This is a genomic window from Micromonospora arida, from assembly GCF_042873195.1.
In the GTDB taxonomy this organism is placed as follows: domain Bacteria; phylum Actinomycetota; class Actinomycetes; order Mycobacteriales; family Micromonosporaceae; genus Micromonospora; species Micromonospora arida.
In genome coordinates this window covers 81,933-101,872 of the sequence record NZ_JBIALC010000016.1, presented here as the reverse complement: position 1 = coordinate 101,872, position 19,940 = coordinate 81,933, and the positions used below count along the sequence as shown (strand labels likewise).

17 protein-coding genes and 1 pseudogene are annotated in these 19,940 nt (G+C 72.2%); 9 read left to right on the top strand and 9 right to left on the bottom strand.

Annotated features, from left to right (window positions below; translation table 11 throughout):
* A pseudogene (locus tag ACFYP0_RS30840) lies at positions 1-268 on the top strand (hypothetical protein); the annotation flags it as partial.
* Between the two features lie 185 nt (positions 269-453).
* On the opposite strand, the gene ACFYP0_RS30835 reads toward ACFYP0_RS30840, so the two are convergent.
* The 4 genes from ACFYP0_RS30835 to purS all read right to left on the bottom strand — a co-directional run bounded on the left by ACFYP0_RS30835 (position 454) and on the right by purS (position 4,894).
* Positions 454-1,209, bottom strand: a complete 756-nt coding sequence (locus tag ACFYP0_RS30835; RefSeq protein ID WP_112586203.1) for a 2-phosphosulfolactate phosphatase — start codon at positions 1,207-1,209, stop codon at positions 454-456.
* A gap of 4 nt (positions 1,210-1,213) precedes the next feature.
* Complete coding sequence (purL, locus tag ACFYP0_RS30830) at positions 1,214-3,883, bottom strand: phosphoribosylformylglycinamidine synthase subunit PurL (RefSeq protein WP_356975704.1); 2,670 nt, start codon at positions 3,881-3,883, stop codon at positions 1,214-1,216.
* A gap of 67 nt (positions 3,884-3,950) precedes the next feature.
* Positions 3,951-4,634, bottom strand: coding sequence for a phosphoribosylformylglycinamidine synthase subunit PurQ (gene purQ / locus ACFYP0_RS30825; protein WP_124853507.1), 684 nt, complete (start codon positions 4,632-4,634; stop codon positions 3,951-3,953).
* Positions 4,631-4,894: a phosphoribosylformylglycinamidine synthase subunit PurS gene (gene purS / locus ACFYP0_RS30820; protein ID WP_030491392.1), complete on the bottom strand. Its 264-nt coding sequence runs from the start codon at positions 4,892-4,894 to the stop codon at positions 4,631-4,633. The genes purQ and purS overlap by 4 nt, the downstream gene beginning before the upstream one ends.
* A 356-nt stretch (positions 4,895-5,250) precedes the next feature.
* Here purS and ACFYP0_RS30815 point away from each other — a divergent pair, with 356 nt between their 5' ends.
* Together ACFYP0_RS30815 and ACFYP0_RS30810 are read left to right on the top strand one after the other, a co-directional pair.
* Entirely contained in the window at positions 5,251-5,931 is a 681-nt protein-coding gene (locus tag ACFYP0_RS30815; protein ID WP_355495821.1) for a S1 family peptidase, read from the top strand.
* A 24-nt stretch (positions 5,932-5,955) separates the two neighbouring features.
* Positions 5,956-6,519 carry a YbjQ family protein gene (locus ACFYP0_RS30810; protein ID WP_091396061.1) on the top strand — a complete coding sequence of 188 codons (564 nt, stop codon included), beginning with the start codon at positions 5,956-5,958 and terminating at the stop codon, positions 6,517-6,519.
* Between the two features lie 112 nt (positions 6,520-6,631).
* Here ACFYP0_RS30810 and purB read toward each other — a convergent pair whose 3' ends face one another.
* The 4 genes from purB to ACFYP0_RS30790 all read right to left on the bottom strand — a co-directional run bounded on the left by purB (position 6,632) and on the right by ACFYP0_RS30790 (position 13,015).
* Positions 6,632-8,056: an adenylosuccinate lyase gene (purB, locus tag ACFYP0_RS30805; protein WP_356975699.1), complete on the bottom strand. Its 1,425-nt coding sequence runs from the start codon at positions 8,054-8,056 to the stop codon at positions 6,632-6,634.
* Between the two features lie 85 nt (positions 8,057-8,141).
* Positions 8,142-10,541: a hypothetical protein gene (locus tag ACFYP0_RS30800; protein WP_356975697.1), complete on the bottom strand. Its 2,400-nt coding sequence runs from the start codon at positions 10,539-10,541 to the stop codon at positions 8,142-8,144.
* Positions 10,534-11,565: a glycosyltransferase family 2 protein gene (locus ACFYP0_RS30795; RefSeq protein ID WP_356975695.1), complete on the bottom strand. Its 1,032-nt coding sequence runs from the start codon at positions 11,563-11,565 to the stop codon at positions 10,534-10,536. The genes ACFYP0_RS30800 and ACFYP0_RS30795 overlap by 8 nt, the downstream gene beginning before the upstream one ends.
* Before the next feature lie 157 nt (positions 11,566-11,722).
* On the bottom strand, positions 11,723-13,015 hold the full coding sequence (locus ACFYP0_RS30790) for an acetyl-CoA C-acetyltransferase (RefSeq protein ID WP_386998395.1): 1,293 nt from the start codon (positions 13,013-13,015) through the stop codon (positions 11,723-11,725).
* 55 nt (positions 13,016-13,070) lie between these two features.
* Here ACFYP0_RS30790 and ACFYP0_RS30785 point away from each other — a divergent pair, with 55 nt between their 5' ends.
* From ACFYP0_RS30785 to ACFYP0_RS30760, 6 genes are all read left to right on the top strand, one after another.
* Entirely contained in the window at positions 13,071-14,447 is a 1,377-nt protein-coding gene (locus ACFYP0_RS30785; RefSeq protein WP_386998394.1) for a 3-oxoacyl-ACP reductase, read from the top strand.
* Positions 14,447-15,313, top strand: a complete 867-nt coding sequence (locus tag ACFYP0_RS30780) for a MaoC/PaaZ C-terminal domain-containing protein (protein WP_356975689.1) — start codon at positions 14,447-14,449, stop codon at positions 15,311-15,313. The genes ACFYP0_RS30785 and ACFYP0_RS30780 overlap by 1 nt, the downstream gene beginning before the upstream one ends.
* Before the next feature lie 102 nt (positions 15,314-15,415).
* The gene (locus ACFYP0_RS30775; protein ID WP_386998393.1) at positions 15,416-16,168 is read left to right on the top strand and encodes an NUDIX hydrolase; all 753 of its coding nucleotides are present in this window, start codon (positions 15,416-15,418) and stop codon (positions 16,166-16,168) included.
* Complete coding sequence (locus ACFYP0_RS30770; RefSeq protein ID WP_356975685.1) at positions 16,165-17,133, top strand: serine/threonine protein kinase; 969 nt, start codon at positions 16,165-16,167, stop codon at positions 17,131-17,133. Before ACFYP0_RS30775 ends, ACFYP0_RS30770 begins: the two co-directional genes overlap by 4 nt.
* 9 nt (positions 17,134-17,142) lie before the next feature.
* The gene (locus ACFYP0_RS30765) at positions 17,143-18,102 is read left to right on the top strand and encodes a hypothetical protein (RefSeq protein ID WP_355495798.1); all 960 of its coding nucleotides are present in this window, start codon (positions 17,143-17,145) and stop codon (positions 18,100-18,102) included.
* Entirely contained in the window at positions 18,099-19,373 is a 1,275-nt protein-coding gene (locus tag ACFYP0_RS30760; protein WP_355495796.1) for an adenylosuccinate synthetase, read from the top strand. The genes ACFYP0_RS30765 and ACFYP0_RS30760 overlap by 4 nt, the downstream gene beginning before the upstream one ends.
* On the opposite strand, the gene ACFYP0_RS30755 is transcribed toward ACFYP0_RS30760, so the two are convergent.
* Positions 19,365-19,859, bottom strand: coding sequence for an Lrp/AsnC family transcriptional regulator (locus ACFYP0_RS30755; protein ID WP_355495793.1), 495 nt, complete (start codon positions 19,857-19,859; stop codon positions 19,365-19,367). The two genes, ACFYP0_RS30760 and ACFYP0_RS30755, sit on opposite strands and share 9 nt — an antisense overlap.
* Positions 19,860-19,940: the final 81 nt, after the last annotated feature.

The following is a 19,940-nucleotide window of genomic DNA, read 5'->3' as shown; positions in this document are numbered from 1 at the left end:
CGACCAGGGCGGCAACTACGGCCAGGAGCCTCCGCAGCAGCGCGGCGGCTACGACGACCGGGGCTACGACCAGGGCGGCTACGGCCAGCCCGCCGGCGGATACGACCAGGGCGGCAACTACGGCCAGGAGCCTCCGCAGCAGCGCGGCGGCTACGACGACCGGGGCTACGACCAGGGCGGCTACGGCCAGCCCGCCGGGCGGAACCGACCGGAGACCCCGCCGCCGACCGAGCGCGGCGGTCGCCGCCTCGACTGGCTGGACGACTGACCCCACCACAGCACATGGAAACGGCCACCCGGAGATCCGGGTGGCCGTTTCGCTGCAAGACCCACTCGCGATCGGTGAAGTCGGGCCATCCCGCAACCCTGGACACCGCGGTTTCCTGAAAACCGAGTTGATCAGAGGGCGCGGGCCCGGCACGGTCAGACGCGGCCCCGCGCGGGCTGGCCCGGTCAGGCGGCGGAGAAGACGCCCTGGTGGAGCACCGGGACGACGTCCGACACGCCGATCCGGACGGCGACGTCCACGTCCGCGGCGAAGCCGCTCTCGGTCAACTCCCGTCCGGAGACGCTGCCCCGCACCGCGGCGGGCAGATCCGGGGTGCTCGCCAGCGCGGCGAGCGCCATGGCCGCCTCCACCGAGAGCCCACCCGGCACGCCGGAGAGGGCGTCCAGCACCGAGGCGGCACCGAGTTGGTCCTCCACCGACGGTCGCAGCGACCCGTCCGGCCACCGCTCCCCCGACGCGATCACGCCGATCGGGGCGTCCAGCGTGCCGTACCCTTGGCGGCGCAGCCAATGCCCGACGGCGCGCGCGTTGCGCAGGCACGCCGCGACCACCGGCAGGCCGGTGGCGCTGGCGGCGGCGCTGATGGCCGAGCCGTTCGGGGAGGGCAGCACGAGGTCCGCCACCACCGGTGCGCTGCTCAGCGCGGCGGGCGAGAGCGACCACGGATGTTCCGCGGTCGTCTGCCGTCGCCCGACCGCAGCGGTCGCACCGACCCGGACGGCGTACTCGGCGGCCTGCTCACCCCAGGGAAACGGGTGCACCCGCATGCCACGGGCGACCGCCACCTCCACGGCGGTGGTGAACGAGAGAACGTCCACCACCACCAGCGCCGCGCAGACCCGGCCGAGTTCGGCCGCCCCGGTCAGCCCCCAGTCGAACCGGGCACCCGATCCGGGTTGGCCGTAGACGGCGGCCGTCAACGCCTCAGCGCTCGTCAGGCGACGGCTCGGTGACACCAGAGTCAGACTCGGACACCTCGCCGGGCTGCTCCGACCCGATCGGCTCGACCGCGCCGGTCTCCGGAGACGGACCCGAGGATGCGATCGGCTCGGAGACCACCTCGGCCGCGTCGACCGGCTCGGCCGACTCGCCCGGCAACGGGACGGCCTCGACCGCACCCGCCACGCCGGCAGCCGGCGCGGGCACCTCGACGGCCGCCGAACCCCCGAAGAGGCGCGGCAACGTCTCGGTGTGCGCGGTGCGCAGCTCGTCCAGGCCGATCCGGAACTGGCCGTGCACCTCGAGCGCCCCACCGGACGGGTCGGTGACGCCGATCAGCTCGAACGGCACGCCCCGCTCGGCGCAGAGCGCCGCGAACGCCTTGTCGTGGCCGCGCGGCACCGAGACCAGCGCCCGCGTGGCGGACTCGCTGAACAGGTAGACGAACGGCATCGAACCCTCGGCGAACTGCTCCGGCACCGCGACCCGGGCACCGACGCCGCGACGCAGGCAGGACTCGACCAGGCTCTGGGCGAGACCGCCGTCGGAGAGGTCGTGCGCGGAGGCCAGGTGACCGACGCGGGCCGCCTCGGCCAGCAGCTCAGCCAGCGCCTTCTCGCGGAGGAGGTCGACCTGTGGCGGAATACCACCGAGGTGCTCGTGCGTCACCCAGGCCCACTCCGAGCCGGACAGCTCCACGTTCGTCTCGCCGAGCAGGTAGAGCTGGTCGTGGTCGCCACCGGCGCGCGGCACGAAGCCCATCGGCACCCGGTCGGCGACGTTTTCCAGCACGCCCAGCACACCGACCACCGGGGTCGGGTGGATGGCCGCGGCACCGGTCTGGTTGTAGAAGCTGACGTTGCCGCCGGTCACCGGGATGCCCAGCTCCAGGCAGCCGTCCGCCAGGCCGCGGACGGCCTCGGCGAACTGCCACATCACGCCCGGGTCCTCCGGGGAGCCGAAGTTGAGGCAGTCGGTGACGGCGATCGGCTTCGCGCCGGTCACCGCCACGTTCCGGTACGCCTCGGCCAGGGCCAGCTTGGTGCCGTTGTACGGGTCGAGCCGGGCGTACCGGCCGTTGCCGTCCACCGAGAGCGCCACACCCAACCCGGTCCGCTCGTCGATCCGGATCACGCCGCCGTCCTCCGGCTGGGCGAGCACGGTGTTGCCCAGCACGTAGCGGTCGTACTGCTCGGTGACCCAGGACTTGTCGGCCAGGTTGGGCGACGCGATCATGCGCAGCACGGTCTCCCGCAGTGCCTCCGGGTCGGCCGGGCGGGGCAGCGTCTCGGCCCTGTCGGCCTGGAGCAGGATCAGGTCGGCCGGCTCACGCATCGGTCGGGCGTAGACCGGGCCGTCGTCGACCAGCGAACCCGGCGGCACGTCGACGACGAGGTGGTCCTGCCAGGTGATCAGCAGGCGACCGGGGCTGCCGTCCGGCTCCGGTGCGGTGACCTCACCGATCGCGGTGGCGAGGACGCCCCACTTCTCGCAGGTCTTGAGCACCGCGTCGAGCTTGTCCGGCGCGACGACCAGCAGCATCCGCTCCTGCGACTCGCTGGCCAGGATCTCGTGCGGGTCCATCGAGGGCTCGCGCAGCGGCACCCGCTCCAGCCAGACCCGCATGCCGGTGCCGGCAGCGGCGGCGGTCTCGGTGAGCGCGCAGGTCAGACCGGCGCCGCCGAGGTCCTGGATGCCGACGACCAGTTGGCCGTCGTACAGCTCGAGGCACGCCTCGATCAGCAGCTTCTCGGTGAACGGGTCACCCACCTGCACGGCGGGGCGACGCGCCTCGCTGCCCTCGTCGAAGGTGGCGCTGGCGAGCACCGAGACGCCGCCGATGCCGTCGCGGCCGGTCTTGGCGCCCATCAGGACGACAACGTTGCCCGGGCCGGCGGCGGCCTTGTTCTGCAGCCGGCTGACCGGCAGCACGCCCAGGCAGAGCGCGTTGAGCAGCGGGTTGCCCTGGTAGGAGGGGTCGAAGACCAACTCTCCACCGATGTTGGGCAGGCCCAGGCAGTTGCCGTAGCCGCCGACGCCCGCGACCACACCGGTGAGCACCCGGGCGGTGTCCGGGTGGTCCGCGGCACCGAAGCGCAGCGGGTCCATCACCGCGACCGGGCGAGCACCCATGGCGAGGATGTCCCGGACGATGCCACCGACGCCGGTCGCCGCGCCCTGGTACGGCTCGACGAAGCTCGGGTGGTTGTGCGACTCGACCTTGAAGGTCACCGCGAGCTCGTCGGAGATCTGCACGACACCGGCGTTCTCACCGATGCCGGCGAGCATCCGGTCGCTGTGCGGGGCCTTCTCACCGAACTGGCGCAGGTGCACCTTGCTCGACTTGTAGGAGCAGTGCTCGCTCCACATGATCGAATACATCGCCAGCTCGGACTGCGTGGGCCGGCGGCCGAGGATCTGCCGGATCCGGTCGTACTCGTCGTCGCGCAGGCCCAGCTCGGTGTACGGCTGAAGCTCGCCCGGGGTGCCACCGGCGCGCGGAACGGTGTCCACGCCCTCGGTCCAGACGGCGGCGGCCGGCTGGGCGGGAGCGGTCGCCGGGGCGACCGGCTGCGCCGGGTTCGGCTCGGCCGGCTGCGCCGGGGCGGAGTACGCCTCCGGTGTGTCCCGTACCGGGTCCGGATGGGTGGTCATGACCTCTCCTCGCTGCGCTCGTGCCCGCCAGACCGGCGGTTGAGCTGACCGATGATCGTGCCGCCGGTCATGCCGGCGCCCCCACCAGGTGCTTGAGGACCGACGTGAAGAAGCCGAGGCCGTCCAGCGAAGGGCCGGTGAGCGCCTCCACCGCGTGCTCCGGGTGCGGCATGATGCCGACCACGTTGCCGGCGGCGTTGGTGATCGCGGCGATGTCGCGCTGGGACCCGTTGGGGTTGCCGCCGAGGTAGCGGGCGACCACCCGACCTTCGGCTTCGAGCTGGTCCAGCGTCGCGGTGTCCGCGACGTAGCAGCCCTCGCCGTTCTTGACCGGGATGAGCACTTCCTGGCCGGGCTGGAACGCGTTGGTCCACGCCGTCCCGGCCGACTCGATGCGCAGGACCTGGTCCCGGTTGCGGAAGTGCAGGTGCTGGTTGCGGGTTAGCGCGCCGGGCAGCAGGTGCGCCTCGCAGAGGATCTGGAAGCCGTTGCAGATGCCGAGCACCGGCAGACCACCCTGGGCGGCGTCCACGATCGTCTCCATCACCGGGGCGAACCGGGCGATGGCGCCGCACCGCAGGTAGTCACCGTAGGAGAAACCGCCGGGCAGGACGACTGCGTCGACACCGTGCAGCTCCGGGTCGCCGTGCCAGAGCCGGACCGGCTCAGCGCCGGCGATCCGGACGGCCCGGGCCGCGTCCCCGTCGTCGAGCGAGCCGGGGAAGGTGACCACACCGACCCGGGCGGTCACGAGCGGGCGTCCGCAGTCTCGTCGGCCTCGACCAGGCGGACGGTGAAGTCCTCGATGACCGGGTTGGCGAGCAGTTTGTCGGCAATCTCCCGAGCGCGGTCCAGGTCCGGTTCACCGGTGAACTCGATCTCGATCCGCCTGCCGATCCGAACCGAGGCGACGTCACCGACGCCGAGCCGGGGCAGCGCGTTTGCGACGGCCTGGCCCTGCGGATCAAGGATCTCGGGCTTGAGCATGACGTCGACGACGACGCGAGGCACTGGGCACTCCTGACTGTGTACGCAGTTGGGTGCCGACCCACAATGGGCGAGCGCAGCCAGCGTACCTGGCAGATATCGCCGCGGACGCACCGGCCGGGTGCAGTCCAGGCAGTGATCGACATTACCGACGCCCACTGTGACCCGCCAGGCGCTACAGGTGGCCTCAGCAGGGCATACATGGCGCAACGGGTGGCCAAATCGTTACATTGACCAGCCTCGATCAAATCCTTGATAACGACCGCGTCGGGCCCTACTGTACATCGACGTAAGTCGATTCAGGCGCTCGCGGGAACCCCCGCTGCCGCCCCCGCCCGCACCCGGCGATCCCGGGCCGCCCCGTCCAAGGAGTCCACCCGATGCGCATCCGCCCCCTGCTCGCCGTCCTCAGCACCGCGCTGGTCGGCGCCCTCGGCGTCACGTCCGCAGCGTCCGCCACCCCGCCCAGCCCGCTCATCATCGGTGGCGGCACCGTCTCGTCCGCGCCCTGGGCCGCCGCGGTGCTCAGCAACGGCTCGTTCACCTGCTCCGGCAGCGTCATCGCCGCGCAGTGGGTGCTCACCGCTCGGCACTGCATCAGCGGCACCATGTCGGTGCGCGTCGGAAGCGTGAACCGCACCTCCGGCGGGGTCACCCGCACGGTCAGCGCCACCTACACCCGCAACGACCTCGCGCTCATGCGGCTCTCCAGCGCCGTCAGCACCTCCACGGTGAGCCTGGCCAGCAGCAACCCGCCGATCAACTCGACGAACTCGATCTACGGCTGGGGCATGACCTGCTACAGCGGCTGCTCGGCGTCCACCCAGCTGAAGACCGCCAGCGTCCGGGTGACCAGCAACAGCGCCAGCGACGCGTACGGCGGCCAGGCGATCCGCAGCACCCGGATCAACGGCAACGCCTGGCGCGGTGACTCCGGCGGCCCGCAGTTCTACAACGGCCAGCAGGTCGGCGTCGCCTCCACCGCCGACGGGTCGAGCATCCAGAACTACGGCAGCGTTGCGTACAACCGGGCCTGGATCACCTCGGTGGCCGGTGTCTGACGGTTAACGCCCCGCTCGGCGCGGATGGTCGGCCACGTGCCGGCCGTCCGCGCCGCGTCGTTTTGCAGCATCCGATCAGGTGAACAATGCACACGATCGGGTCGCGCCACTCCTGACAGCATCGGAACCGTGCTGGTCGTGACGACAGAGCAACTGCCCGGCTACGAGATCCGCCAGATTCTCGGTGAGGTGGTGTCATCGATGGCCAGGACGCGCAACCCGTACCGCGAGGGTGTGAAGAACCTGCGCGGTGGCGCGTACGACCCGATGGCCCCGGACAACCTGACCCGCTGGCGCACCGACTCGGTGGCCCGCCTCGGCGAGGAGGCCCTGCGTCTCGGCGCGAACGCGGTGATCGGCATGCGGTTCGACAGCCGGGACTGCGGCGAGATGTGGATGGAGATCTGCGCGTACGGGACGGCAGTGGTCGCCGTACCCAAGATGCCCGAGGTCATGCCGGCCGACCAGCCCGCTGTCGCCGCGGAGACCGCGGAAATCGCGGGCTTCACCGAGTCTCCCGGCGGCATCGCCGAACCGGCCAGCGCCCCCAACCTGAGAACCGCCGCCGAAACCCCAACCGGCGAATAACCCACCCACCGGCCCCCCTTCCCAGTTGATCAAGAGGTTTCGGTCATCAGCGAGATCGAAACTGACGCAAACCTCTTGATCACCCGCGGAAGGGGGGGTGGGGTGGGTGGGGTTAGAGGATGGGGGGTGGGCTGTAGGTGGCGGCTTCCGGGTGGGCGGTCACCACCTTGGTGATGCGGCTTGTCACCGCCGCCACCTGGGCTTGGGCGGCACCTACGAAGGCGTTGCGGTCGGCGACCAGGGTGTCGATGTCGGCGCGGGACAGGCCGAGCCGGCCGTCCGCCGCCAGGCGGTCGAAGAGGTCGTTCTCCGGTGAGCCCTTCTCGCGCATCGCCAGGGCCACCGCCACCGCGTGCTCCTTGATCACCTCGTGGGCGACCTCCCGGCCGACGCCCCGCCGAACCGCCGCGACCAGGATCTTCGTGGTGGCCAGGAACGGCAGGAAGCGCTCCAGCTCCCGGTTGATCACCGCCGGGTACGAGCCGAACTCGTCGAGCACGGTGAGGAACGTCTGGAACAGCCCGTCGGCGGCGAAGAACGCGTCCGGCAGTGCCACCCGGCGGACCACCGAGCAGGACACGTCCCCCTCGTTCCACTGGTCACCGGCCAGCTCACCGACCATCGACAGGTAACCCCGGATGATCACGGCGAAGCCGTTCACCCGCTCCGACGAGCGGGTGTTCATCTTGTGCGGCATCGCGCTGGAACCGACCTGACCCGGCTTGAAGCCCTCGGTCGCCAACTCCTGACCGACCATCAACCGGATCGTGGTGGCCAGCGACGACGGCGCGGCGGCGGTCTGCGCCAGCGCGGCCAGCACGTCGAAGTCGAGCGAGCGCGGGTAGACCTGCCCGACGCTGTCCAGCACCCGGGAGAAGCCCAGGTGCTCGGCGACCCGTCGCTCCAGCTCAGCCACCTTGTCGGCGTCGCCGTCGAAGAGGTCGAGCTGGTCGGCGGCCGTGCCGACCGGTCCCTTGATCCCCCGCAGCGGGTAGCGGGCGATCAGCTCCTCCAGCCGCTCGTACGCGATCAGCAACTCCTCCGCCGCCGACGCGAAGCGCTTGCCCAGCGTGGTGGCCTGCGCCGCCACGTTGTGCGAACGCCCGGTCATGACCAGCTCGGAGTGCTCGTGGGCCAGCCAGGCCAACCGGGCGAGGGTGGCCACCACCCGGTCGCGGATCAGCTCCAGTGAGGCGCGCACCTGGAGCTGCTCGACGTTCTCGGTGAGGTCCCGGGAAGTCATCCCCTTGTGCACGTGCTCGTGCCCGGCGAGCGCGCTGAACTCCTCGATCCGGGCCTTCACGTCGTGTCGGGTGACTCGCTCCCGCTCGGCGATCGAGGCGAGGTCGACCTGGTCGAGCACCCGCTCGTACGCCTCGACCACGCCGTCCGGCACCGGCACGCCCAGGTCGCGCTGAGCGCTGAGAACGGCGAGCCAGAGCCGCCGCTCCATCCGGACCTTCTCCTCCGGGGACCAGAGGGCGACCAGTTCGGGTGAGGCGTACCGGTTGGCCAGCACGTTGGGGATCGTCGTCACGTACCTCATTGTCCCGCACCCGCTGGTCGGGAGCGGGACCGGGCCGGGGGTCGAACGCCGGGACCGGGCCGGGGTGCCCGGGCGGTCAGGGCCGGCTCAGCTCGTAGACGGTGACCGAGCCGACGACCAGTCGGACCTGGGCCAGCCCGGCCAGCTCCGTCGACACCGCACCCGCCCTGGCGTCGGCGAACAGCCACCGGACGCCGTACTCGGTGCGGAGCCGGTCCAGGTCGACCCGGGTCGGCGCGCTGAACACCCCGTCGTTGAGCGCGAGCAGCGCCTGGTCGGGGAAGCTCTGTCGGGCGTACCCGAGGCTCTCGACGCCGTGCGCGGCCACTACCGCGTCGGTGTAACCCCAGCTCTCCACCACCGTGCGGTGTCCGCCCAGGCCGGTCACCCAGAACGCGCGGGCATCGCAGTGCGGGGTGGTCCGCACCGGCCGGCAGTGCACGTTGGTGGCGACCACGTCGTCGTCGGCGGCGTTGTCGTCCAGCCACAGCGCCGCGCGCATCTCGTCGGCGGTCAGCGAGTACGGCTGGGGCCCGGTCACCCGCACCGGCTCGGTCAGCACCGAACGGACGGTACCGCCCACGATGACGGCGGCGCTGGCACCGAGCATCGCCGCGGTGATCCCGGCCAGAGCGATCGTCGCCGCCCGCCGACGACGTGCCGAGCCGTCCGCCGGCCCGGAGACCGGTGCCGGGTGGCGCCGTCGCCACAGGGCGGCCACCCCGACCGCCAGCGCGGCGGCCATCGCCACGAACAGCACGTACCGGGCCGCCGACAGACCCAGCACCCGCAACCAACCCTCGATCGTCGAGGTGGTGGGGGTGCCGGGACGGCTGATCCTCGGCACGGCGAAACCCGCCACCGTGCCGGCCGTGGCGAACCCCGCCAGCGCGCCGGCCACGGCGGGCACCACCAGCACCGGCCAGGGTGCGCGGGCCTCGGCGAGGGACCAGGTGGTCAGCACGACGCCGACCGGGATGACACCCATCCAGAAGTAGATCTGACTGATCGACGGGTGTTGGAACACCCAGGTGGCGGCCGCCCCGGCCAGAACCGTGCCGGCGATCAGCCAGACGGCCGGATCGGCCCGGTGCCCACCGTCGACCAGCAGCCGCATGCCCACCCACCGGGGTGCCTGAGCCAGCACCCACCAGACCACCACGGCGAACGCCAGCAGCCACCCGAGGATGCCACCGTCGTTGATGCCCGGTGGCAGCGGCGCACTCGGCCAGATTCCGTCGCCCGTTCCGACGGTCTCGGCGTACGGGGCGATGAAGTGCAACAACGCCAACGCCTGCACGCGCAGCGTGCCGGCCCCGCCACCGGCGAACAGCCGGAAGCCGAGCGCCATCGCCGCCACGAGGCAGGCCAGCGCCGTCAGGGCGGGTCGCGGTACCTGCCGCTTCCGCCACCAGAACACGACGACGGTGAGACCCAGGCCGGCGATCAGCGGCGGCAACGCGCTGGACTTCGCGCCGGCACAGACCAACCCGAGCGCCGGAACCAGCGGCCAGGCCGGGCCGAGGGGACGCGCCCGGACCACGTCGACGACGAGCCCGGCGATCAGCAGCAGCGGCACCAGCACGTACGTCTGGGAGGGGCTGGCGTACGACAACGGCATCTCGCCGGACGCGCCTACCGGCGAGCCGAGCGTGATCGCGGCCCCGGTGAAGGCGGCGAGAGCTGCCACCGGGCCGGCCCAGACGGCACCACTCAGGTCGCGGGCCAGCCCGGCCGCGAGCAGCACCGCGGTACCGACCACCGGCACCAGCCAGAGTCGCAGCAGCACCACCGCAGGCGAAATTCCGGTGATCATGCTGCCGCTGGCGATGTGCGCGTCGGACAGGTAGTGGTAGCGCAGCGCCTCCCCCGCGACGTGCGGCAGCTCGAACGGCATCGCCCGGGTCAACTCCTGCACCAGACCCAGGTGGTAGAGCACGTCCTGGTAGTAGCCGTCGGACACCGGCGGGAGCGGGACCGTCCGCCACTGGGTGTATCCCCAGGCCAGCACCACCAGCAGCGCCGCGCCCATCCCCCAGTGCCAGGCGAGCGGCAGCGGACGGCGCTCGCCGACCCGCCAGTGCCGGCGCAGCCCGGGGACGGCGACGAACGCCACGAGGACGGGCAGCGGCCACCACCGCAGCAGGGACTGCTGACCGGTCGCCGCGGCCAACGCCCAGGCCATGATCTCCAGCACCAGGCCGGTGGCCGCGCCGTAGCCGAGGTCCTCCGGGAGGTTGCCCCGGCTGCCGCGCAAGGCCCGGTGCACCAGGGTCCCGGGGAGCACCAACGCGAGAACCCAGTACGCGGAGAACCGCGCGAGATCCGTGGCGGGCACACCGCCACGGGACCAGACCACGAGCAGCGCGGCGATCACCAGCAGCCACGGGAGCGTGCTGAGGACCGGCAGGAGAGCGTTCCGGCGCGACGCCGGCGCCGTGGTGTCGATCCGCTCGGCCAGGAGGAGGTCAGCCACGGACGCCGACCGCCGAATCGAAGCTCGGCGTACGGGAGACGTCACCGCTGCGGGCCACCGGCTGCGCGTCCGGGACCTCGTCGCGGGAGTCGAACCCGATGTGGAACGCGGGCCGGTTCTGCACGGTGGCGTAGATCCGGCCGACGTACTCGCCCAGCAGGCCGAGGCAGACCAACTGCACCCCACTGAGCAGCAGCACCGCGACGAACATCGAGGTCCAACCGGGGATGGTGGTGCCGGAGATGTGAGCGACCATGCCGAACACGATCAACCCGAGGCAGAGCAGGAAGCTCGACATCCCCAGCCAGGTGGCCAGGCGCAGTGGCGCGGCGGAGAAGTTGGCAGTGCTCTCCCAGGCCAGGGCCAGCATCCGGCGCAGCGGATACTTCGTCTCGCCGGCGGCACGGGCCTCACGGTCGTAGCGCACCTCGGCGCTGGGGAAGCCGAGCGACGGCACCAGCAGCCGGTAGACCGGGGCGCGTTCGGGCAGCCGGCGCAGGACCTCGATCACGTCCCGGCTGAGCATCCGGAAGTCGCCGGCCTGCGCGGGCAGGTCGACGCCGACGAGGCGGCGCATCGCCCAGTAGTAGCCACGGGCGGTGTTGCGCTTGAAGACCGTGTCGGTGCTGCGGTCCGCGCGAACGCCGTAGACCACATCCACGCCGTCCTCGCGGGCGACGCGGAGCATCTCGGCGATGGTCTCCGGTGGATCCTGCAGATCGGCGTCGAGGCTGACCACCCACTGGCCGACGGCCCGGTGCAGGCCGGCGGTCAACGCCGCCTGGTGGCCGCTGTTGCGTCGCAGCCGGAGCACCCGCAGCTGCGGCCAGTCCCGGCCGTGGTCGAAGAGCACCGACACGGTGTCGTCCCGGCTGCCGTCGTCGACGGCGACCACCTCGTAGTCGACGCCGAGCGCGTCGAGCACCGGCCGGAGCCGGGCGACAAGCGCCGGAATGACAGCGGTCTCGTTGAACATCGGGATGACCACCGAGAGGGTGGTCGTCCGTGGGAGGACGGACTCCATGGTGTTACGGCCCCGTTCCGCACGCAGGAGCGATCGAACCGCGCCCCGGGGCGCGGTTCGATCACCGTTGCGTGTTAAACCCTCCACCAGCGGGCCAGCTTCTGAACGGTCCGTTAACGCCTGCTGGCGGTCACCCCGGTAGGGGACGATCCCGCGTTCAACGCTCCAGGATGGCCGTCACGCCCTGACCACCGGCCGCGCAGATGGAGATCAGCCCGCGCCCGCTGCCCTTCTCGGCCAGCAGCTTGGCCAGGGTCGCCACGATCCGTCCGCCGGTGGCGGCGAACGGGTGCCCGGCGGCCAGCGACGAGCCGTTGACGTTGAGCCGGTCGGTGTCGATCGCGCCCAGCGGCGCGTCCAGGCCGAGCCGGTCCTTGCAGAACTCCGGCGACTCCCAGGCGGCGAGGGTGGCCAGCACCTGGGACGCGAACGCCTCGTGGATCTCGTAGTAGTCGAAGTCCTGCAACGTCAGCCCGGCGCGGGCCAGCATCCGGGGCACCGCGTACGCGGGGGCCATCAACAGCCCTTCGTCGCCGTGCACGAAGTCCACCGCGGCCGTCTCCGACCAGCTGAACCAGGCCAGCACGGGCAGGTTGTGCGCTGCCGCCCACTCCTCGCTGGCCAGCAGCACGGTGGACGCGCCGTCGGTGAGCGGCGACGAGTTGCCGGCCGTCATGGTGGCCTGCTCGGCGTCCGGGCCGCGGGTGCCGAAGACCGGCTTCAGCGAGCCGAGCTTCTCCACGCTGGTGTCCGGGCGCAGGTTCGCGTCACGGGTCAGCCCCAGGTACGGCGTCATCAGGTCGTCGAAGAAACCCCTGTCGTACGCGGCGGCGAGCCGCTGGTGTGAGCGCAGCGCCAGCTCGTCCTGGGAACGCCGGTCGATTTGCCACCGCACCGCGGTCCGGGCGGCGTGGTCGCCCATGGACAGGCCGGTTCGCGGCTCTGCGTTGCGCGGGATCTCCGGCTTGAACGGCTGGAGTGGGCGCAGCTTCGCCGCGATCTTGAGCCGTTCCCCCAACGTGCGGGCCGAGTTGAGCTTGAGCAGCGTGCGGCGCATCTCCTCGTTGACGGCGAGCGGGGCGTCGGAGGTGGTGTCGACACCGCCGGCGATGCCCACGTCGAGCTGACCGAGGGCGATCTTGTTGGCGACCAGGATGGTCGCCTCCAGGCCGGTGCCGCAGGCCTGCTGGATGTCGTACGCCGGGGTGTGTGGGTCGAGCCGGGAGCCGAGGACCACCTCGCGGGTGAGGTTGAAGTCACGGGAGTGCTTGAGCACCGCGCCGGTGACCACCTCGCCGACGCGCTGCCCTGCCAGCCCGTAGCGGGCGATCAGCCCGTCGAGCGCCGCGCCGAGCAGGTCCGCGTTCGACGCGTCCGCGTAGCGGGAATTGGAACGGGCAAAGGGTATGCGGTTGCCCCCGATGACCGCGACCCGCCGGATGCTCTGCACGATCCGCCTCCTCGACATGTGTTGCTCGAACCCTACTCGCCAGTAGGCTACGCCCATGACCGACAGGTACGCGAGCTTCGTCCAATCGGCCACCGGCCGCGCGCTGGTCAAGCGCCTCGGGCTGCCCGACCCGCCCCGACTGCGCCGGCACCACCCCGGCGACCCGCTGCTGGCCGGCCCGGCCCTGCTCGGCGCGGCCACCGGCGGCCGGCTCGCCGGGCCGATCGCCAAGATCCTCACCGCCGCCGGGGTCGAGCTGGCCGACCCGGCCGCCGACCCGTCAGGCGACACCCCGCAGCGGTACGGGGCACTGCTGTTCGACGCCACCGGGATCACCGACTCGACCGAGCTGCGCCAGCTCTACGACTTCTTCCACCCGCAGGCCCGGGCCGTGCTGCCCAGCGGCCGGGTGATCGTGCTGGGCACCCCGCCGCAGGAGTGCCCGACACCCCGCGAGGCGACCGCCCAGCGCGCCCTCGAAGGGCTGGTCCGCAGCATCGGCAAGGAGTTCGGCCGGGGCACCACCGCTCAACTCGTCTACGTGAGCGGTGCGGACGACCCGGCCCACTCCGCCGGCACGATCACGAGCCTCGAATCGACAGTCCGGTTCCTGCTGTCCGGCCGGTCCGCGTACGTGTCGGGGCAGGTCATCCGGGTCGGCGGCGGCGCGGCGAGCGTCCCGGCCGACTGGGACCGCCCGCTGGACGGGCAGGTCGTGCTGGTCACCGGCGCCGCACGGGGCATCGGTGCGGCGCTGGCGAAGGTGCTGGCCCGCGACGGCGCGAAGGTGGTGGCCCTGGACATTCCGGCCGCCGGTGACGCGCTGGCCGCGGTGGCGAACGACATCGGCGGCACCGCCGTCCAACTCGACCTGACCGCGCCGGAGGCGCCGACCCGACTCGCCGAGCACCTGGCCAGCCGGCACGGTCGGGTCGACGTGGTGGTGCACAACGCCGGCATCACCCGGGACAAGACGCTGGGCCGGATGGACGCCGACCGGTGGGACCAGGTGATCGACGTCAACCTCTCCAGCCAGGAGCGGATCAACGACGTACTGCTGGAGCGGGAGCTGATCCCGGCCGGCGGGCGGATCATCTCGGTCTCCTCGATCGCCGGGATCGCCGGCAACCGGGGGCAGACCAACTACGCCACCAGCAAGGCCGGCGTGATCGGGCTGGTCGACTCGCTCGCACCGGCCCTGCGGGAGCGCGGGATCAGCGTCAACGCGGTGGCCCCCGGCTTCATCGAGACCCGGCTGACCGCGCGCATCCCGCTGGTGGTCCGCGAGGCGGGCCGGCGGATGAACAGCCTGGCCCAGGGCGGGTTGCCGGTGGACGTGGCCGAGACGATCGGCTGGCTGGCCTGGCCGGCCAGCGGCGCGGTCAGCGGAAACGTGGTCCGGGTCTGCGGCCAGAGCCTGCTGGGGGCGTGATGGGCGCGCGGCCGGAGTCGGGCAGCCGTACCCGCGTCGAGCTGCCCCGCATGCCGGCGGTCGGGGCGCTGCACCGGCGGGCGTTGCGCGGCGCGCTACCGGGCCTCGGGGGTGGGCGGCGCGGGCCCGACCTGCCGGCGGTCGAGTTGACGGTCAGCGGGGTGCGCGTCGACCGGGCGCAGCTGGCCGACTACGATCGGGTGTGCGGGTTCCGGCTCACCGACCGGCTGCCCGCGACGTTCCCGCACGTCATGGGCTTTCCGCTGGCCCTGCGCCTGATGACCGCGCCGGACTTCCCCCTCCCGCTGATCGGCCTGGTGCACGTCGGCAACCGGATCACGACGCACCGCCCGATCACCGCCGACGAGACCCTCGACTTCACCACGTACGCGGAGGACCTGCGCCCCCACGACCGGGGGCGGCAGGTGGACGTGGTGCTGGTCGGCTCGGTCGACGGGGAGGAGGTGTGGCGCGGCGTCTCGACGTACCTCGGTCGGGAACGCAAGCCGGGCGGGCGCGAGCCCGGCGAACGTCCGGCGGCGCCGACGGCCACCGCCCGCTGGCGGGTCGAACCCCGCATCGGTACGGAGTACGCGCGGGTCTCCGGCGACCACAACCCGATCCACACCTCCCGACTCGGGGCGCGGCTGTTCGGCTTCCGCCGGCCGATCGCGCACGGCATGTGGAGCAAGGCGCGCTGCCTGGCCGCGCTGGAGGCCCGGCTGCCGGACGCGTACACCGTCGAGGTCGCCTTCAAGCTGCCCGTGCCGCTGCCGAGCACCGTGAGCTTCGCGCTCCTGCCCGACGGCGGGTTCGCCCTGCACGACTCCCGTGGCCGACCCCACCTGACCGGTCTCGTGCGCTGAGCGCACCGCACTGGATTCGTGCGCTGAGTTGCCCTTGGCAGGCGCGCGCTTCTGCGCTAGGTTGTTCTCACAGCGAGATGTTCTCAGGATGAGAGAGACGTGATGAACGAGCAGGAGTTCCTGGCCGCGTACGACCCCCGGGCCTACCCGTCGGTCGCCGTGACCGTCGACGTGGTGGCGCTGACCATCCGCGACGGCGCGCTGCACCTGCTGCTGATCCGGCGCGGCGAGGCACCCTTCGCGGGGCACTGGGCGCTGCCCGGGGGCTTCGTCCGCCCCGACGAGGACCTGCCCGCTGGCGCCCGACGGGAGCTGGCCGAGGAGACCGGGCTCGGCGGCGAGGCGCTGCGTCGCGTACATCTGGAGCAGTTGGGCAGCTACGGCGCTCCCGACCGTGACCCGCGCATGCGGATCGTCTCGATCGCCCACCTGGCGTTCGCCCCCGACCTGCCGGACCCGGCCGCCGGCAGCGACGCCGACGAGGCGGTCTGGCTGCCGGTGACCGCGCTGACCAGCCGACAGCTCGCCTTCGACCACGGCCGGATCATCGACGACGCGTTGGAACGGGCCCGCTCCAAGCTGGAGTACACCCCGCTCGCCACCCGCTTCCTCGCCGCCGAGTTCACGATCAGCGAGCTGCGGGCCGTCTACGAGACGGTCTGGGGGCACCCGCTGCACGCCGGCAACTTCCACCGCAAGGTGCTCTCCGTGCCGGGCTTCGTGGAGAGCACCGGCGCCAGCACCGAGCGCGGTGGTGCGCGAGGCGGCCCGCGCGCCCGGCTCTACCGAGCCGGCGACGCCCGCCTGCTGCACCCGGCGCTGCTGCGCCCCGCCCACGAGGAGGCGGTGCGGTGAGGGTCGCGGACGCCATTCGCCTGGTCGCGGCCGCCCGCACCGACGCGGACCTGTTCGGCGCCGACCAGCCCGCCCGCCGCTACCGCGAGCTGGTCGCGGCCCTGCACCCCGACCGCCTGCCGACCGACCCGACGGTACGCGCCGAAGCCATCGACGCGTTCATCCACGTCACCACCCGGTGGCAGGCACGGCAGAGCACCGTCCTCGGCGACTACCGGCTCGGCGCGCCGGCCCACTCGGGTGACCTGGCCGACCTCTACGACGTCGGCGACGACCGGCTGCTCAAGCTTCCTCGACGGCCCGCCGACAACGATCTGATGGCTCGCGAGGCGCACGCCCTGCGCACCATCGCCGAGCGCGGCGACCCGCGCTACCTGCCGTACGTGCCCCGGCTGGTCGACGAGTTCCGGCACCGGGACACCGCCACCGGCGCGGAACGACGGATCAACGTCCTCGCCGCCGCACCCGGCCTGCACGACCTCGAGGAGGTACGGCGCGCGTACCCCGACGGGCTGGACGCCCGGGATGTGGCCTGGATGTGGCGGCGGCTGCTGGTGGTGCTCGGCCTGGCCCACCGGGCGGGCGTGGTGCACGGCGCGGTCCTGCCCCGGCACGTGCTGATCGAGCCGGACGCCCACGGCGTGGTGCTGATCGACTGGTGCTTCTCCGCAGCCGTCGGGAGCACGATCCCGGCGGTCGTACCCGGCCACGGCTGGGACCCGGAGGAGGTCCTCAAGAAGCAACCCTGCGGGCCGGGCACCGACATCGCGATGGCCAGTCACTGCATGAGCTGGCTGATGGGGCCGCGCGTCCCCCGCGAGCTGCACACCTTCGCGCGGGGCTGCCGGCAACGGTCCCTGGACGCCCGACCCGACGACGCCTGGCGCCTGCTGCGCGAACTCGACCAGGTGCTGGACCGGCTCTACGGGCCACGCACCTTCCGACCCTTCACCCTCACCCCCTAAGGAGCTGTCATGGGCAGTGGAATCTGGTCCACCGACGTGTACGACGCCGCCGACCGCTACCGCCGGTCCACCGGCAGGAGCGCCTTCTCCTACAGCGACAGCGGTGCGCGCACCGTGCACCCCGCGCTCGACCCCAGGGACGCGACCCGCGAGAGCCGCGACTCCGACGAGCACCCCCGGTCGACTCCCGTCGCGGTGCTCTTCGACGTGACCGGCTCGATGCGCACGGTGCCGCGGGTCCTGCAGACCAAGCTGCCGCAACTGCTCGGGCTGCTGCAACGGCAGGGTTACGCCAGCGACCCTCAGATCATGTTCGGTGCCATCGGCGACGCCACCTGCGACCGGGTGCCGTTGCAGGTGGGCCAGTTCGAGTCGGACAACCGGATGGACGACGACCTCGGCCGGATCGTGCTGGAGGGCGGCGGCGGCGGACAGATGAGCGAGTCGTACGAGCTGGCCATGTACTTCATGGCCCGGCACACCGTCACCGACAACTGGGAGAAGCGCGGCCGGCGCGGCTACCTGTTCATCATCGGCGACGAGCTGGCGTACCAGCGGGTGAAGGCCCGGGAGGTGGCCGGCCTGATCGGGGACGACCTTTCCGAGGACGTGCCGCTGCGGCAGGTCGTCGACGAGGTGACCCGCCGCTGGGACACCTACTACCTGCTCCCCGCCGGCAGCCACTACGCCGGCAACGCCAAGGTGCTCGACTTCTGGCGGGACCTGTTCGGGCAGAACGCCGTAGTGCTCGACGACCTCGACGCGGTCTGCGAGACCATCGCGCTCACCATCGGCCTCGGCGAACAGGCCATCGACCTGGACGAGGGCCTGCGCGACCTGGACCGCGCCGGCTCCAGCGCCACCGGGACCGTGTCGAAGGCGCTGGCCCGCCTCGGCCGGGAACGGCGGGCCAAGGTGTCGACGCTGCCGGCGTTCACCCACACGGCCAGCGGGGTGACCCGGCTGTGAACCACGTGGCGGTGATCGACCTCGGCTACGGCGACGCCGGCAAGGGCACGGTGGTGGACTGGCTCTGCGCCACCCGTCGGGTGCACACGGTGGTCCGCTTCAACGGGGGCGCGCAGGCGGCACACAACGTCGTGCTGCGCGACGGGCGGCACCACACGTTCGCACAGTTCGGCGCCGGCACGTTCCATCCCGGTGTGCGTACGCACCTGTCCCGGCACGTGGTGGTGGACCCGCTGGCGTTGGCCGCCGAGGCCGACCACCTCGCCACGGTCGGGGTGCCCGACGCGCTGGACCGGCTGACCGTCGACGGGGACGCACTGCTCGCCACCCCGTACCACCGGGCCGCCAACCGGGCCCGCGAGATCGCCCGGGGAGCCGACCGGCACGGCTCCTGCGGGCTGGGGGTGGGCGAGGCCGTCGCGTACGGTCTCGCCCACCCCGACGACGCGCCCCGTGTCTCCGACTGCCACCACCCAGCACTGCTGCGCCGCAGGCTGACCACCCTGCGGGACCGGCTGACCGCCGAGCTGGGCCCGCTGGACGCGCCACCGGTCGAGGACTGCCTGCCCGCGTACACCGGGTTCGCCGACCGGGTCGCCATCGTCGACGCCAGTTGGCTCGCCGGGGCGCTGCGCACCGGGACCTGCGTCTTCGAGGGCGCGCAGGGGGTGCTGCTCGACGAGTGGCACGGCTTCCACCCGTACACCACCTGGAGCACCACCACGTTCGCCAACGTCGACAGCCTGCTCGCCGAGGCGGGCCGGCCCGGCGACGTGACCCGGATCGGGGTGCTCCGCGTGGTCACCACCCGGCACGGGCACGGCCCGTTGGTGACCGAGGACCCGAGCCTGCCGTTCGCCGACGCGCACAACGCCACGAACCCGTGGCAGGGCCGGTTCCGGTTCGGCCACTTCGACGCGGTCGCCCACCGGTACGCCCTCACCGCGGCCGGCGGCGTCGACGGCCTGGCCCTGACCCACCTCGACCTGGCCGGCCCCGACCTGCGGATCTGCCGCCGTTACGACACCACCGACCGGCTGACCCCGGGCCCGCCCGGCGACCTGGACCGGCAGGCCGCACTCACCGCCCGCCTGCTGCGCTCCCGACCGGTGTACGACGAACCGCCGACGGACTGGGCCGAAGCGGTGAGCGCCGAACTGGGTGCGCCAGTGGTGCTGACCTCGCACGGCCCCACCGCCGACGACAAGACCGCAAACGGCCCACTGCTGGCCCCACCGGCCCTGGTGCACGCCGGCCGACTCCTAACGTAGTGGCGCGTCGGCATCCGCCGGGTGCGGTTCGCTGGGCTGGTCGAGCACGCTCACCGAACGTTCGAAGAACGTCTCCAGCACCACCATGGCCTGGGTGCCGGTGACACCGTCGATGCCGAAGATGCGGCGCAGCGCCGCTTGCAGGTCTTCGGTCGTCGCGGTACGGATCTTCACCAACAGGGATGCCGCGCCGGCGATGATGTGCGCTTCCTGAATCTCGGGGATGGCCGCAAGCGCGTCGCGGGTCGGGACGTCGCCCATCCAGGAGTCGGCGCTGACCATCACGAACGCCGACACGCCGCGGCCGACGAGCACCGGGGAGACGTCGACGGTGGTCCGGCGGATCACGCCGCGTTCGCGCAGCTTGCGTACGCGGTCATGGGCCGAGCCGGCGGACAGGCCCACCGCCTTGGCCAGTGCCGCGTAGGACTGCGTGGCGTCGTGCTGCAGGTGTGCCAACAGGGCCCGGTCGATGTCGTCCACCACTCGTGCATCCTCGAATGTGATTTAGTCAGCAACGGTTTGACCATATCAGGTTCGGCTTACATATGCTTCTGCCGAACGATG